The organism is Pilimelia terevasa (assembly GCF_014647915.1).
GTDB classification, from domain to species: Bacteria; Actinomycetota; Actinomycetes; order Mycobacteriales; family Micromonosporaceae; genus Pilimelia; species Pilimelia terevasa.
Genome location: NZ_BMQC01000001.1, coordinates 291217 through 304159, shown reverse-complemented (window position 1 = coordinate 304159; position 12943 = coordinate 291217). Strand labels below are relative to the sequence as shown.

The window sequence follows — 12943 nt, the reverse complement described above, 5'->3', positions numbered from 1 at the left end:
TGGGCCGCCGCGGTGGGCGGCGCGGGCTCCGGCGCGCGGGCGGCCGGGATCGGGCGGGCCGGGGTGGCCCGCCGGGCCGGGCGCCCGGGCGGCGGCGCCCAGTCCACCGCCGGGGCCGGGGCCGCCGCCCGGACCAGCGTCGCCGCCAGGGCGGCCGGGTCGTCGGCGCGCATCAGCGCACCCATGACCGCCACCGCGTGGGCACCGGCGGCCAGGCAGTCGCGCACCTGCCCGGCGGTGGAAACGCCGCCGAGGGCGACGACCGGTACCGACGCGCCCAGCCGGCGCACACCCGCGGCGAGGCCGGCGGCCCCCAGCGCCGGCCCGTGGCCGGGCTTGGAGCGGGTCGCGTACACCGGCGAGAGCGTCACGTAGTCGACGCCGTCGGGCGGCGGCGCCCCGCCGTGCCAGGACCAGCCGAACAGCGCCCCCGGCGCCCGGGCCCCGTCCGGGCCGAGGGCGTAGTCGGCCGGCACCGTCGCGCCGCCGTACGGCGTGTCGGCCCCCGCGGCCGGCGTGTCGGCGGCCGCGGCGGAGCTGCCGCCGGCCGGGGTGTCGGGCAGGTGCCGGGCCGTCCCGCCCAGCGGGTCGGAGCCGGCGACGACCAGCAGGCCGCCGACCGGGTCGAGCAGGCCCCGCAGCGCGTCGGCGAGGTCGCGGCGCGGTCCGTACGGCAGGTCCTTCTCCCGCAGCACGACGGTGCGCACGCCACCGGCGACCGCCGCGGCGACCTGCGCGACCAGCGGCCGCGGCGCCTGGCCGCGGTCGGTCAGCAGCCACAGGCCGCGCGGCACCGGGCCGGCCGGGGGCGTGCCGGGTGCGGGTGCGGGAGTGCGCCACCAGGTGCTCACAGGTCGGGTCGCCCTTCGTCGGGGGTGGAGGCCAGCGCGTGGAACCGGCGCGGGATCCGGCCCGCGCCGTAGGCCAGCCGGCCCGCGGCCACCGCGTGCCGCATCGCCGCGGCCATCGCCGCCGGGTCCTGGGCACGGGTGACGGCCGAGGCCAGGAGTACGCCGTCGCAGCCCAGCTCCATCGCCAGGGCCGCGTCGGAGGCGGTGCCGATCCCGGCGTCGAGGATCACCGGTACGTCCACCGCCTGCCGCAGCAGCCGGACGTGGTGCGGGTTGTTGATCCCCAGGCCCGAGCCGATCGGCGACCCGGCCGGCATCACGGCCGCGCACCCGACGTCGGCGAGCCGCCGGGCGAGCACCGGGTCGTCGGTGGTGTACGGCAGGACCGTGAAGCCGTCGGCGACCAGCTCGTCGGCCGCGGCGACCAGCTCCACGGCGTCGGGCAGCAGCGTCCGGTCGTCGCCGATGACCTCCAGCTTCACCCACGACGTGCCGAACGCCTCCCGGGCGAGCCGGGCCACCGTCACGGCCTCCCGGGCGGTGTAGCAGCCGGCGGTGTTCGGCAGCAGCTTCACGCCGCGCCGCTCCAGCAGGTCCAGCAGCCCGCCCGGCTGGCCGGCGGCGGCGTCGACCCGGCGCAGCGCGACGGTCACCATCGCGGTACCGGACGCCGTGACCGCCTCGTCCAGCGCGGCGAGGCTGGCGGCGCCGCCGGTGCCGAGGATGAGCCGCGAGCCGATCTTCTCCCCGGCGATCACCAGGTCGCCGACGGCGCTGTCGGGGTACCCGCCCACGGTCACCCTCCCTGCGCCGCGGACAGGACCTCGACCCGGTCCCCGGCCGCCAGCGCCGTCGCCGGCCACGCCCCGCGGGGCACGACGGCCCCGTTGACCGCCACCGCCACGCCGCGCGGCGGCGCCGCCGCGGCCGCCACGGCGTCGGCGACGGTGGCGTCGGCGGGCAGGTCCCGCGGAACCCCGTTGATCGTCAACTGCATCTCAGCCCTTCCCGAAGCGCTGGGGGGTGAACGGCGCCCAGACCGCCGCGGGCGCGCGCCCGTCGACCAGGTCGGCGGCGGCGGTACCGGCCAGCGGGGCCAGCACGACGCCGTGCCGGTGGAACCCGCCGGCCACCACGACCCGCGCGTCCAGCCGGCCCAGGATCGGCCCGTTGTCCGGCGTACCGGCCCGGTGGCCCACGCCGACCTCGGCGAGCGCGTACTCGGCCAGGTCCGGGATGAGGTCCACGGCGGCCCGCAGCAGGTCCAGCGCCGCGCCCGCCGTCGCCACGTCGTCGCCGCGCTCCTCGACGGTCGCCCCCACGACGACCTCGCCGTCGGGGCGCGGGACGCAGTACACCCGCCGTCCGTCCACCACGCCGCGGACGACGTGCCGGAATCCCGGCGGGCCGCCGTCGGGCGTGCGCAGGCGCAGCACCTGCCCCTTGACCGGCCGGACCGGCAGCCCGGTCAGCGCCGCGACCCCGAGGCCGGCGGCGACCACGACCGCGTCGGCGGACAGCGCCGCCAGGTCGGCCACCCGGGAGGGGTCGCACACGGCCCCGGCGGCGACCGCCGCCGCGCGCAGCGCGCCGACGAGCCGGCGCGGGTCCACGGCGTGGTCCCCGGGCGCGTGGGCGCCGCCGCGCACCCGGGGCGAGAGCAGCGGCTCCCGCGCGCGCACCCCGGCGCCGCGCAGCGCCTCGACCGGGAGCCCCAGCTCCTCCTGGTAGGCCCGCAGCCGGGCGACCTCCGCCAGGTCGTCGCTGGTCCAGCCGACCATCAGCGTCCCGTCCACCCGGTAGCCCAGGAGGTCGGCGGCGCCGCGGTCGGCCCCGCCGAGGGTGGTGGCGAAGTCCGGCCAGGCCGCGGCCCCCGCGACCAGGAGCGCGGTCAGCGCGCGCTCGCCGAAGTACGCCTCGGCGACCGGCGCGAGCATCCCGGCGGCCACCCGCCAGGCGCCGTCGCCGCCGTCGCCGTACACCCGCACCTCGTGCCCGCGCGCCGCGCAGCGCCAGGCCGCGGCCAGGCCCACCGGCCCGGCGCCGACGACGGCGACCCTCACCGGGACGCCCCGGCGCCGACCGCGGCGAACGCGGCGTAGAAGGCGGCCACCGCGGCGGCCGGGTCGGCCGCCGCCGTCACCGCCGACACCGCGGCGACGCCGTACGCGCCGGCCGCGCACAGCTCCGCGACGCGGTCGGGCGTGACGCCGCCGATGGCGATGACCGGGGTACCGGGGACCGCCGCCGCCACGGCGGCGACACCCGCCGGTCCGATCGCGGCGGGCAGGCCCTCCTTGGTGCCGGTGGCGAAGGCCGGCCCGACGCCCAGGTAGTCGGCACCGGCGGCGGCGTGGTCCCGGGCGGCGGCGGCACTGCGGCAGGTGGCGCCCAGCACACCGGCGCCGAGCACCCGGCGGGCCGCGTCGACCGGCAGGTCCTCGGCCCCGACGTGGCCGCCGTCGGCGCCCGCGGCGAGCGCGACGTCGAGCCGGTCGTTGACCAGGCAGGCGGCACCGGCGGCCCGGCACAGGGGCAGGGCGGCGGCGACCAGCCCGTACGCGTCCCGGTCGGTCCAGGCGTCCTCGACCCGGACCTGGACGACCAGCCCGACGGCGGGCGGCACGGGTACGGCGAGCGCGGCCCGCAGCACCGCCAGCGGGCGGGTACCGGGCCGGGTGTCGGTGAGCAGGTGTAGTCGACCGGGCTGCGACATCGTGACTCCTCCCTGCGCCGGCATTACCCGGATCAGGTGCGACGGTCGGGGGCGCCAGCCCCCCTCTCAGCCCGGTGCGCCGGGCTCCCGCGGATGTACCTGCGTCGCACACTACGGCGACACGCGGCGGCCTGCCAACCGTCCCGGCTCCGCCGCTCGCGCCCAGAGCCGGCAAATGGTACGGACTCCCCGGTGACGCCTACCGCACGTCCCAGACCGGCTCCGGGGTCTCGACGACCTCGCCGTCGCCACCGAAAAGGACGAAACGGTCGAACGACCGACTGAACCAGCGGTCGTGCGTCACCGCCACCACCGTGCCCGCGAACGCCGCCAGGCCGTCCTCCAGCGCCTGGGCGCTGGCCAGGTCTAGATTGTCCGTCGGCTCGTCCAGCAGCAGCAGGGTGGCGCCGGACAGCTCCAGCAGCAGGACGAGGAACCGCGCCTGCTGCCCGCCCGAGAGCGTCCCGAACCGCTGGTCGCCCTGCCCGGCCAGCTCGTACCGGTTCAGCGCGGCCATCGCCCCGTGCCGGTCCAGCCCGGACCGCCGCTCGTCGCCGCGCCACAGCACGTCCACCAGGGACCGGTCGGCCAGCTCGGGCCGGTCGTGGGTCTGCGAGAAGTGCCCCGGCACCACGCGGGCGCCCAGGCGCGCGACCCCGCCGTGCGCCACCGGCGCCAGCGCCCGCCCGTCCGGCGGGACCGCGGCCGGGTCGGGGTCCGTGCCGCCGCGGGCCAGCAGCCGCAGGAAGTGCGACTTGCCGGTACCGTTCGCGCCCAGCACCGCCACGCGGTCGCCGTACCAGACCTCCAGGTCGAAGGGGTACGTCAGACCGTCCAGTTCGAGCTGTTCGCAGACAATGGACCGCTTGCCGGTGCGGCCGCCCGACAGCCGCACGCGGATGTCCTGCTCCCGCGGCGGCAGCGGCGGCGGGCCGGCCTCCTCGAACCGGCGCAGGCGCGTCTGCGCCGCCTGGTACCGCGACGCCATGTCCGAGTTGTAGGCCGCCTTCTGCTTGTACATCAGCATCTGCTGGCGCAGCTTCTCGCGCTCCTCGTCCCAGCGCCGCCGCCGCTCCTGCATCCGGTCGTGCCGGTGGGCCCGCGCCGCGTGCCAGGACGCGAACCCGCCCGGGTGCACCCAGGCGCTGCCGCCCTCCACGGCCACCACCCGGTCGGCGGTCCGGGCCAGCAGCTCCCGGTCGTGCGAGACGTAGAGCACCGACTTGGCCGACGCCGCGAGGCGCTCCTCCAGCCACCGCTTGCCGGGTACGTCGAGGAAGTTGTCCGGCTCGTCGAGCAGCAGGACCTCCTCGGGGCCGCGCAGCAGCAGCTCCAGGGCGAACCGCTTCTGCTCCCCGCCGGACAGCGTGCGCACCAGGCGCCCCCGGGTGGCGTCCCAGGTCTGGCCGAGGACGACGGTCGAGACCGTGTCCCACAGCACCTCGGCGTCGTACCCGCCGGACTCGCCCCACGCGGCCAGCGCCTCGGCGTACGCGAGCTGCGCCTTCTGCGCCGCCCGCGACAGCCGGCCGGCGGCCTCGGTGGCGTGCAGCGTGCGCTCGGCGGCGGCGAGCCGCGCGCCGGCCGCGCGGACGGCCGGCGGCGCGAGCGAGAGCGCCAGGTCGGCGAGCGCCGTGTCGTCGCCGACCATGCCGATGAACTGCCGCATCACGCCGAGCCCGCCGACCCGCGCCACCCCGCCGGTCCGCACCGGCAGGTCGCCGGCCACCATCCGCAGCAGCGTGGTCTTGCCCGCGCCGTTCGGCCCGACCAGAGCGATCTTGGCGCCGTCGGCGACCCGGAACGACACGTCGGCGAACAGTTCGCGCCCGTCCGGCAGCACATGCGCGACCCCGGCCACGTCCACGTATCCCATCGGGCCATCGTCGCCGGTGGGCCGCGGGCGGTCACCCGAGTTTCGCCGCGACGCGCGGGCGGCCGGCGACGGGTGCCGCGGGCAGGCGCCTGCGCGGGCGCCCCGCCTGTCCCCCGTCGCCGGCCATCCCGGACCGACTCCGCCCCCGTTCCCATGGCCCGGCCGGCGACGCCGACCCGGCCACACGCGGAGCCGATCACGCCCCCGCCGCCCGTTCGGGCCGGTGTCAGCCCGGCCCGCCCCATCCCGTCATGCCGCTCCCGTCCGGCCCGTGCCGCCGCCCGCACCCGGCGCGAAGTCGACCCGGGCAGGTCCACCACCTGCCCGGCCCGCGGTCGGCGCGGGCCACCTCGCCACGCATCCGCGGCCGGCGGACCCGGAACGGGCGCGGATGCGTGGCAGGCGCGGACCGTCGGCAGGCGTGGATCTGTAGCGGCAAATCAACTGACAGTTGAAACGCCTTCATCCTGTCGACGCGCGGCGGCGAATGTCAACTGTCCGTTGAGACAGTTCGCCCGAGTGAGCTGCCGCGGGAGGCGAAATCGGCGGTATCCTCAAGCCCGCCGCCCACGCAATCAACTGACCGTTGAGGTCCGCCGCGTTCCGCGCGGGACCTGACGGAAGGACCTGGTGATGACGACCAACGAGGACCGCCCCGCACTGGCCCGGCGGCTCGACCTCCTCTTCCGCCAGGCCCGCCCGGACGGGCGGCGCTGGACGAACGACGAGGTGGCCCGGGAGCTGAAGGCGCGCCACCCGAGCCTGCGGGTCACCGGCGCGTACCTCTCGGCCCTGCGCACCGGCCGGCGCACCGAACCGTCCTCGGCGCTGCTCCAGGCGCTGGCGGCGTTCTTCGGCGTCTCCCCGGCGTACTTCGTGGACGAGGCCCACGCTGAGCGGGTCGCCGCCCAGCTCGCCGCGCTGGAGGCGCTGAAGGAGACCGGCGTGCGCGGGGTGGCGCTGCGGGCGGCCGGGCTCCCCCAGGCCAGCCTGGACACGATCGTGGCGGTCCTGGACCAGATCCGGCGGACCCACGGCCTGCCCCCCGTACCGGCGGACTAGGCGCGGCCGGCAGCAGCGGCCGGAGGTTCGGGGCTAGGCCGCGGGCCGGCGACCCACCCGCAGCACCCGGAAGCCCTTCTGGCTCGCGTGCCGGTGCACCGCCCAGCCCTGCGCCACCAGCCACTCCTGGAGCGAGTCGCCGCCCAGGTGCCGCGCCACCACGAGCCACGCCACCCCGTCCGCGGCCAGCCGCGGCAGCCACCGCCCCAGCAGCGCGTGCAGGTCGGCCTTGCCCACCCGGATCGGGGGGTTGCTCCAGATCTGCGCGAACGCCACGCCCGGGGGCACGCCGTCCGGGTCGCTCACCCGGGCGCGCCCGCCGTGGGGGGCGAGGTTGGCCGCCGTCAGCTCGCGCGCGCGGGCGTTCACGTCGACGGCGTACACGGTGGCGGCCCGCGCCCGGTCGGCGAGGACCGCGGCGATCGGGCCGTACCCGCAGCCGAGGTCGAGCAGCGGGCCGGGCTCGTCGGCGGCCGGCAGCGGCGCCTTGCGCAGCAGGACCGCGGTACCGGGGTCCAGCCGCGTCGCCGAGAAGACCCCGCGGCCGGCGGCGACCGTGTACTCGTGGCCCGCGACGGCGAAGGTCACCGGGCGGGTCCGGGCGGCGCTGCCGGGTACGGCGGTGAAGTAGTGGTCGCCGTCCAGGGTCGCCGCGGGCCCCTCGGCGGCCGGCGGCGCGGCCGGGGAGGGTTCGGGGTGGGGGTCGGTCACGACGGTGCCTCCGGGAGGGTGCGCAGGCGGCGGGTCCGCCGGTCCTGGGCGGCGTACCCGGCCGGGTCCGCCGGGTAGCCGACCGCGACGAGGGTCAGGCCGTGGGCGGGGGCGACCGTGACCTCGCTGGCCCGGGCCCCGCGGGTCAGCAGCGCCGCCGGCCACCCGGGCTCGCGGCGGCCGTCGCCCACGTGCAGCAGGGCACCCACGAGGCTGCGGACCATCGCCTGGCAGAACGCGTCCGCCTGGACGGTCGCCACCAGCACCCCGTCGGGGTCCCGCCGCCAGTCCAGGCGGGTCACCGCGCGGATGGTGGTGGCGTTCTCCTTGCGCCGGCAGTAGGCGGCGTAGTCGTGCTCACCCACCAGTCCGGCCGAGGCGGCGCTGAGCCGGTCGGCGTCCAGCGGGCGCGGCCACGCGAGGGTGTCGCGGCGGCGCAGCGGCTCGGCGCCGTGCGGCGCGTCGGCGACCCGGTACTCGTACCGCCGGAACGTCGCCGAGAAGCGCGCGTCGAAGTCCCCGGGCACCACAGCCGCCGCCCGCACCCGCACGTCCGCCGGCAGGATGCTGGCCAGCCGGTGCAGGGTGTTCGCCGGCAGCGCCGGGAGGTCGAGGTCGACGTGGCAGACCTGGCCGGTCGCGTGCACCCCGGCGTCGGTGCGGCCGGCGACGGTCACCCGCGGCGCTCCCCCGTACACCCTGCCCAGCGCGTCCTCCAGCACCCCGGCGACGGTCCGCCGCTGCGGCTGCACCGCCCACCCGGAGAAGTCGGTGCCGTCGTAGCTGACGTCGAGCCGTACCCGCACCCGGACCTCCTCGCCCGCCGCCCTGCCGTGCCCGGATGCGCCGCGAGGCGCCCCGCCGGCAGCGGGACGCCTCGCGGCGGACGTACGTGGTTACTTGTCGCCCTCGGCGCCGGTGTCGCCCGACGCGGAGGCCTCGCCGGCCTCGGTGTCCGCGGCGACCGGCGCGGCGGTCTCCTCGACCACGGGGTCCTCGGACTTCGGCGCCGCCGCCTTGGCCGGGGCCTTCTTCGCCGGTGCCCTCTTGGCCGGCTTGGCGGCGACCTGCTCCTCGACCAGCTCGATGACCGCCATCGGGGCGTTGTCGCCCTTGCGCGGGCCGGTCTTGGTGATCCGGGTGTAGCCGCCGTCCCGGTCGGCGAACCGCGGGGCCAGCTCGTCGAACAGCTTGAAGACCACGTCCTTGTCGCGGACGACGCCGAGCACCCGGCGGCGGGCGTGCAGGTCGCCGCGCTTGGCCTTGGTGATGAGCTGCTCCGCGAACGGGCGCAGCCGCTTGGCCTTGGTCTCGGTGGTCTTGATCTTGCCGTGCGCGAAGAGCGACGTGGCCAGGTTCGCCAGCATCAGCCGCTCGTGCGCGGGGCTGCCGCCGAGGCGCGGACCCTTGGTGGGCGTGGGCATTGGTGCTCCTGTCTCAGGTGGCGGCAGCCGGCTTAGAGCTGCTCGGTCTCGCGGTAGTCGTCACTGTCGTAGTCCACCTCGCCGAAGGAGTCCACGACATGCGCCGGGTCGAAGGTCGGGGCGGAGTCCTTGAGGCCCAGGCCCATCCCGGCGAGCTTCATCTTGACCTCGTCGATGCTCTTCTGACCGAAATTCCTTATATCCAGAAGATCGGCTTCCGTGCGTCCGATGAGTTCACCAACGGTGTTGATGCCCTCACGCTTGAGGCAGTTGTACGAGCGGACGGTCAGGTCCAGCTCCTCGATCGGCAGCGCCAGGTCCGCGGCGAGCTGCGCGTCCTGCGGCGACGGGCCGATGTCGATGCCCTCGGCCGACTCGTCCAGCTCCCGGCAGAGCCCGAACAGCTCGACCAGCGTCGAACCGGCCGAGGCCAGCGCGGTCCGCGGCGAGAGGGACGCCTTGCTCTCGACGTCGATGATCAGGCGGTCGAAGTCCGTCCGCTGCTCGACGCGGGTGGCCTCGACCCGGTAGGTCACTTTCATGACCGGCGAGTAGATCGAGTCGATCGGGATCCGGCCGATCTCGGCGGACGCGCTCTTGTTCTGCGCCGCCGTGACGTAGCCGCGGCCCCGCTCGACCGTCAGCTCCATGTCCAGCCGGCCCTTGCCGTTGAGCGTGGCCAGCTTCAGGTCCGGGTTGTGCACCGAGACGCCGGCCGGGGGCTGGATGTCGCCCGCGGTGACGTCGCCGGGGCCCTGCTTGCGCAGGTACATGCTGACCGGCTCGTCGTGCTCGGAGCTGACGGACAGCTCCTTGATGTTCATGACCAGCTCGACCACGTCCTCCTTGACCCCGGGGATCGTGGTGAACTCGTGCAGCACGCCGTCGATCTTGATGCTGGTGACCGCCGCGCCCGGGATGGAGCTGAGCAGCGTGCGCCGCAGCGAGTTGCCGAGCGTGTAGCCGAAGCCCGGCTCCAGCGGCTCGATGGTGAACTTCGACCGGGTCTCGCTGATCGCCTCTTCGGAGAGGGTCGGTCGCTGGGTGATGAGCATGGAGGTCTCTTCTCGTCCGGGACGTCCGCTATTTGACGCCCAAACCAATGGTGATCACTTGCTGCGGCGAGGGGCACGGCGGCGCCGTACCCCTCGGCACACGTTCCTCAGACCCGGCGGCGCTTCGGCGGCCGGCAGCCGTTGTGCGGCTGCGGCGTCACGTCCTGGATCTGGCCGACCTCAAGGCCCGCCGCCTGGAGCGAGCGGATCGCCGTCTCCCGGCCCGAGCCCGGGCCCTTGACGAAGACGTCGACCTTCTTCATGCCGTGTTCCATCGCGCGCCGGGCGGCCGCCTCGGCGGCGAGCTGCGCGGCGAACGGGGTCGACTTGCGCGAACCCTTGAACCCGACCTGCCCGGACGAGGCCCACGAGATCACCGCACCGGTCGGGTCGGTGATCGACACGATGGTGTTGTTGAAGGTGCTCTTGATGTGGGCCTGACCGTGCGTGACGTTCTTGCGTTCCTTGCGCCGGACCTTCTTGACCGCGGCTCCGGTACGTGCCTTAGCTGGCATAACTACGTGAGCTCCTTGATCCCGATTACTTCTTGCCGGCCTTCTTCTTGCCAGCCACGGTCCGCTTCGGTCCCTTGCGGGTACGAGCGTTGGTACGCGTGCGCTGGCCCCGGACAGGCAGGCCACGGCGGTGGCGGATGCCCTGGTACGTGCCGATCTCCACCTTGCGGCGGATGTCGGCGGCGACCTCGCGGCGCAGGTCGCCCTCGACCTTGAAGTGGGCCTCGATGTAATCGCGGAGCTGGACGACCTCTTCGTCGCTGAGGTCCTTGGCCCGCTTGTTGTTGTCGATGCCGGTGGCGGCGAGCGTCTCAAGCGCCCGGGTGCGACCGACGCCGAAGATGTAGGTGAGCGCGATCTCCATCCGCTTCTCGCGGGGGAGGTCGACGCCGACTAGACGTGCCATCTGTGGGCGTACTTCCTTACTGTGCTCGGAGGTCTGTGCCCACCCTCCCCACCCGGCGTGAACCGGTGCCCGTAGGGCCCCGGCCTCCGACCGGGGGTGAGCGGGAGGCGGCGCCTGGTGCGCCGCGGTCATGGCCTGTCGGCCACGGCCTCCCACTGGGGCGAGCTTGTCTTCAACTGTCCGCGTCGTCGAACCGGGGCTCAGCCCTGGCGCTGCTTGTGGCGCGGGTCGTCACAAATGATCATGACCCGGCCGTGCCGACGGATGACGCGGCACTTGTTGCAGATCTTCTTGACGCTCGGCTTGACCTTCACGGTGTGCCTTCTCGGTCCATGCCCGTCGCCGCGAGGCCCGCGGCGGGGGCGTGTTGGGGTTTCCCGGCTACTTGTAGCGGTAGACGATGCGCCCGCGGGTCAGATCGTACGGGGAAAGCTCCACGACGACCCGGTCCTCGGGCAGGATGCGGATGTAGTGCTGCCGCATTTTGCCGCTGATGTGGGCCAGGACCTTGTGCCCGTTGGCGAGCTCAACCCGGAACATTGCGTTCGGGAGTGGCTCGATCACCCGGCCCTCGATCTCGATGGCCCCGTCCTTTTTCGGCATGTCCTCCGCTACCTACGTCGGGATCTGGGAACCGGCGCCGCCGGTCCCACCTCGGCCTGCCCGATCGGGCAGCGGGTCCTCGCTGTCGATGAGTCGTCACCGTCAATGAGTCGTCGCTGTCGATCTTGCACATGCCAGATGGGACGCGGAGCGCCAAGGGGTCAGTCTACGCCGCCCGTTCGAGCGACACCAACCGGGGTACCGGTCCACCCCCGTCAATGCGGGGCGGGCTCCCGGGCGGTCACCAGGTCGCCCAGCCGGGCCCGGCCGCCATCGACGGCCGTGAGCACCCAGACACCGTCCGGGAGCAGGGCCATCGTGTGCTCGACGTGCACCGCCATGGAGCCGTCCCGGGTGACGACCGTCCAGCCGTCGTCCAGTTCGGCGGTCTTCGGCGAGCCGAAAGTGATCATCGGCTCGATCGCCAGCGCCATCCCGGGCACCAGGGCCGGGCCGCGGCCCGGGCGGCCGTAGTTGAGCACGTGCGGGTCCTGGTGCATCTCCGTGCCGATGCCGTGCCCGCCGTACCCCTGCACGATCCCGTACCGGCCGCCCTTGCGGACCGCCTTCTCCACCGCGGCGGAGATGTCCGTCAGCCGTCCCCGGCCGCTGGCGCACCCGCGTGCCGCCGCGGCGATACCGGCCCACATCGCGTCCTCGGCGACCTCGGTCATCCGGCGCAGCTTCGGGTCGACCTCGCCCACCGGTACCGTGACGGCCGCGTCGCCGTGCCAGCCCTCCAGCACCGCGCCGCAGTCGATCGAGATGAGGTCGCCCTCGCGCAGCACCTGGTCGCGGCTGGGGATGGCGTGCACGATCTGGTCGTTGACCGAGGCGCAGATCGAGGCGGGGAAGCCGTGGTAGCCCTGGAACGAGGGCACGGCGCCGGCCGCGCGGATCGTCTCCTCGGCGACGGCGTCCAGGTCGCCGGTGCTGACGCCGGGGGCGACGGCCGCCCGGGTCCGGGCCAGCGCGTCGGCGACCACCAGGCCGGCGGCGCGCATCAGCGCGATCTGCTCGGGCGTCTTGATCTGGATGTCGAGATCCTGGGCGCGCACGCGTCAGACCCCGTACGAGCGCAGCGCGTCGATCGCCCGGTTGGTCACGTCCTCGACCGGGCCGGTCGCGTCGATGCCGACGAGCTTGCCCTGCGCGCCGTAGTAGTCGACCAGGGGCGCGGTGTCGCGGGCGTACACCCGCAGCCGCTCGGCGATCGTCTCGGCCTTGTCGTCGTCGCGCTGGTACAGCTCGCCGCCGCAGCGGTCGCAGACGTTCTCCCGGCTCGGCGCGTCGTACTCCAGGTGCCAGATCTTCTGGCAGCCGCGGCAGTTCCGCCGGCCCGAGAGCCGGCGGATCACCTCGTCGTCGTCGACGACCAGCTCCAGCACGAGGTCGATCTGGGTGCCCAGGTCGGCGAGCAGCTTGTCCAGCGCGACGGCCTGCGGTGTAGTGCGGGGGAAGCCGTCCAGCAGGAAGCCGTCCGCCGCGTCCGCCTCGGAGAGCCGGTCGGCGACCATGTTGATGGTCACCTCGTCCGGCACGAGCTGGCCGGAGTCCATGTACCGCTTGGCCTGGATCCCCAGCGGGGTCCCCTGCGCCACGTTGCCCCGGAAGATGTCGCCGGTCGAGATCTTCGGGACCGCCAGGTGGGCGGCCACAAACTCGGCCTGGGTGCCCTTGCCGGCCCCGGGCGGGCCGACCAGCACCAGGCGCATCATCGCGCC

Annotated in this window: 16 protein-coding genes, 1 pseudogene and 1 riboswitch; of the genes and pseudogenes, 1 reads left to right on the top strand and 16 read right to left on the bottom strand. The window is 75.2% G+C overall.

From position 1 onward, the window contains the following. Positions 1-134: 134 nt before the first annotated feature. From IEY75_RS01540 to IEY75_RS01515, 6 genes and pseudogenes are all read right to left on the bottom strand, one after another. Positions 135-794 (bottom strand): annotated as a pseudogene (locus IEY75_RS01540) (thiamine phosphate synthase); the annotation flags it as partial. A 53-nt stretch (positions 795-847) separates the two neighbouring features. After that, positions 848-1612 (bottom strand): thiazole synthase, encoded by a 765-nt coding sequence (locus IEY75_RS01535; protein ID WP_189112593.1) that lies wholly within the window; start codon positions 1610-1612, stop codon positions 848-850. 35 nt (positions 1613-1647) lie between these two features. Further along, positions 1648-1848, bottom strand: coding sequence for a sulfur carrier protein ThiS (gene thiS, locus IEY75_RS01530; RefSeq protein WP_189112315.1), 201 nt, complete (start codon positions 1846-1848; stop codon positions 1648-1650). Between the two features lies 1 nt (position 1849). Next, positions 1850-2914 carry a glycine oxidase ThiO gene (gene thiO, locus IEY75_RS01525; RefSeq protein WP_189112314.1) on the bottom strand — a complete coding sequence of 355 codons (1065 nt, stop codon included), beginning with the start codon at positions 2912-2914 and terminating at the stop codon, positions 1850-1852. Beyond that, positions 2911-3567: a thiamine phosphate synthase gene (locus IEY75_RS01520; protein ID WP_189112313.1), complete on the bottom strand. Its 657-nt coding sequence runs from the start codon at positions 3565-3567 to the stop codon at positions 2911-2913. The genes thiO and IEY75_RS01520 overlap by 4 nt, the downstream gene beginning before the upstream one ends. Beyond that, positions 3560-3668, bottom strand: a riboswitch (TPP riboswitch). Its footprint overlaps the gene before it by 8 nt. Before the next feature lie 98 nt (positions 3669-3766). Continuing rightward, entirely contained in the window at positions 3767-5443 is a 1677-nt protein-coding gene (locus IEY75_RS01515) for an ATP-binding cassette domain-containing protein (protein ID WP_189112312.1), read from the bottom strand. A 633-nt stretch (positions 5444-6076) separates the two neighbouring features. Between IEY75_RS01515 and IEY75_RS01510 the strand changes: the two genes are divergently transcribed. Next, positions 6077-6505 carry a helix-turn-helix domain-containing protein gene (locus tag IEY75_RS01510; protein ID WP_189112311.1) on the top strand — a complete coding sequence of 143 codons (429 nt, stop codon included), beginning with the start codon at positions 6077-6079 and terminating at the stop codon, positions 6503-6505. Positions 6506-6538: 33 nt separating this feature from the next. Here the strand turns inward: IEY75_RS01510 and IEY75_RS01505 are convergent, their stop codons facing one another. The 10 genes from IEY75_RS01505 to IEY75_RS01460 form a co-directional block, all read right to left on the bottom strand. After that, positions 6539-7150 carry a class I SAM-dependent methyltransferase gene (locus tag IEY75_RS01505; protein WP_189112592.1) on the bottom strand — a complete coding sequence of 204 codons (612 nt, stop codon included), beginning with the start codon at positions 7148-7150 and terminating at the stop codon, positions 6539-6541. 62 nt (positions 7151-7212) lie between these two features. Further along, the gene (truA, locus tag IEY75_RS01500) at positions 7213-8022 is read right to left on the bottom strand and encodes a tRNA pseudouridine(38-40) synthase TruA (protein WP_189112310.1); all 810 of its coding nucleotides are present in this window, start codon (positions 8020-8022) and stop codon (positions 7213-7215) included. Between the two features lie 90 nt (positions 8023-8112). Further along, a complete protein-coding gene (gene rplQ / locus IEY75_RS01495; RefSeq protein WP_189112309.1) occupies positions 8113-8640 on the bottom strand; it encodes a 50S ribosomal protein L17 in 528 nt (175 codons plus the stop codon). Positions 8641-8672: 32 nt separating this feature from the next. Further along, positions 8673-9695: a DNA-directed RNA polymerase subunit alpha gene (locus IEY75_RS01490; RefSeq protein WP_189112308.1), complete on the bottom strand. Its 1023-nt coding sequence runs from the start codon at positions 9693-9695 to the stop codon at positions 8673-8675. A 107-nt stretch (positions 9696-9802) separates the two neighbouring features. Continuing rightward, positions 9803-10210 (bottom strand): 30S ribosomal protein S11, encoded by a 408-nt coding sequence (rpsK, locus tag IEY75_RS01485; RefSeq protein ID WP_189112307.1) that lies wholly within the window; start codon positions 10208-10210, stop codon positions 9803-9805. Between the two features lie 25 nt (positions 10211-10235). Next, positions 10236-10616 carry a 30S ribosomal protein S13 gene (gene rpsM, locus IEY75_RS01480; RefSeq protein WP_189112306.1) on the bottom strand — a complete coding sequence of 127 codons (381 nt, stop codon included), beginning with the start codon at positions 10614-10616 and terminating at the stop codon, positions 10236-10238. A 200-nt stretch (positions 10617-10816) separates the two neighbouring features. Next, positions 10817-10930: a 50S ribosomal protein L36 gene (gene rpmJ, locus IEY75_RS01475; protein WP_020520458.1), complete on the bottom strand. Its 114-nt coding sequence runs from the start codon at positions 10928-10930 to the stop codon at positions 10817-10819. A 67-nt stretch (positions 10931-10997) separates the two neighbouring features. Then, complete coding sequence (gene infA, locus IEY75_RS01470; protein ID WP_007073013.1) at positions 10998-11219, bottom strand: translation initiation factor IF-1; 222 nt, start codon at positions 11217-11219, stop codon at positions 10998-11000. Between the two features lie 215 nt (positions 11220-11434). Then, a complete protein-coding gene (gene map, locus IEY75_RS01465) occupies positions 11435-12277 on the bottom strand; it encodes a type I methionyl aminopeptidase (RefSeq protein ID WP_189112305.1) in 843 nt (280 codons plus the stop codon). A 3-nt stretch (positions 12278-12280) separates the two neighbouring features. Continuing rightward, positions 12281-12934 carry an adenylate kinase gene (locus IEY75_RS01460; protein ID WP_189112591.1) on the bottom strand — a complete coding sequence of 218 codons (654 nt, stop codon included), beginning with the start codon at positions 12932-12934 and terminating at the stop codon, positions 12281-12283. Positions 12935-12943: the final 9 nt, after the last annotated feature.

What these genes read in the sequence shown, in the direction of transcription:
- thiS (WP_189112315.1), bottom strand. Translation starts at nt 1,848, where the DNA reads ATGCAGTTGACGATCAACGGGGTTCCGCGGGACCTGCCCGCCGACGCC.
- IEY75_RS01490 (WP_189112308.1), bottom strand. Translation starts at nt 9,695, where the DNA reads ATGCTCATCACCCAGCGACCGACCCTCTCCGAAGAGGCGATCAGCGAG.
- IEY75_RS01515 (WP_189112312.1), bottom strand. Translation starts at nt 5,443, where the DNA reads ATGGGATACGTGGACGTGGCCGGGGTCGCGCATGTGCTGCCGGACGGG.
- IEY75_RS01460 (WP_189112591.1), bottom strand. Translation starts at nt 12,934, where the DNA reads ATGCGCCTGGTGCTGGTCGGCCCGCCCGGGGCCGGCAAGGGCACCCAG.
- IEY75_RS01520 (WP_189112313.1), bottom strand. Translation starts at nt 3,567, where the DNA reads ATGTCGCAGCCCGGTCGACTACACCTGCTCACCGACACCCGGCCCGGT.
- infA (WP_007073013.1), bottom strand. Translation starts at nt 11,219, where the DNA reads ATGCCGAAAAAGGACGGGGCCATCGAGATCGAGGGCCGGGTGATCGAG.
- IEY75_RS01510 (WP_189112311.1), top strand. Translation starts at nt 6,077, where the DNA reads ATGACGACCAACGAGGACCGCCCCGCACTGGCCCGGCGGCTCGACCTC.
- rplQ (WP_189112309.1), bottom strand. Translation starts at nt 8,640, where the DNA reads ATGCCCACGCCCACCAAGGGTCCGCGCCTCGGCGGCAGCCCCGCGCAC.
- rpsK (WP_189112307.1), bottom strand. Translation starts at nt 10,210, where the DNA reads ATGCCAGCTAAGGCACGTACCGGAGCCGCGGTCAAGAAGGTCCGGCGC.
- rpsM (WP_189112306.1), bottom strand. Translation starts at nt 10,616, where the DNA reads ATGGCACGTCTAGTCGGCGTCGACCTCCCCCGCGAGAAGCGGATGGAG.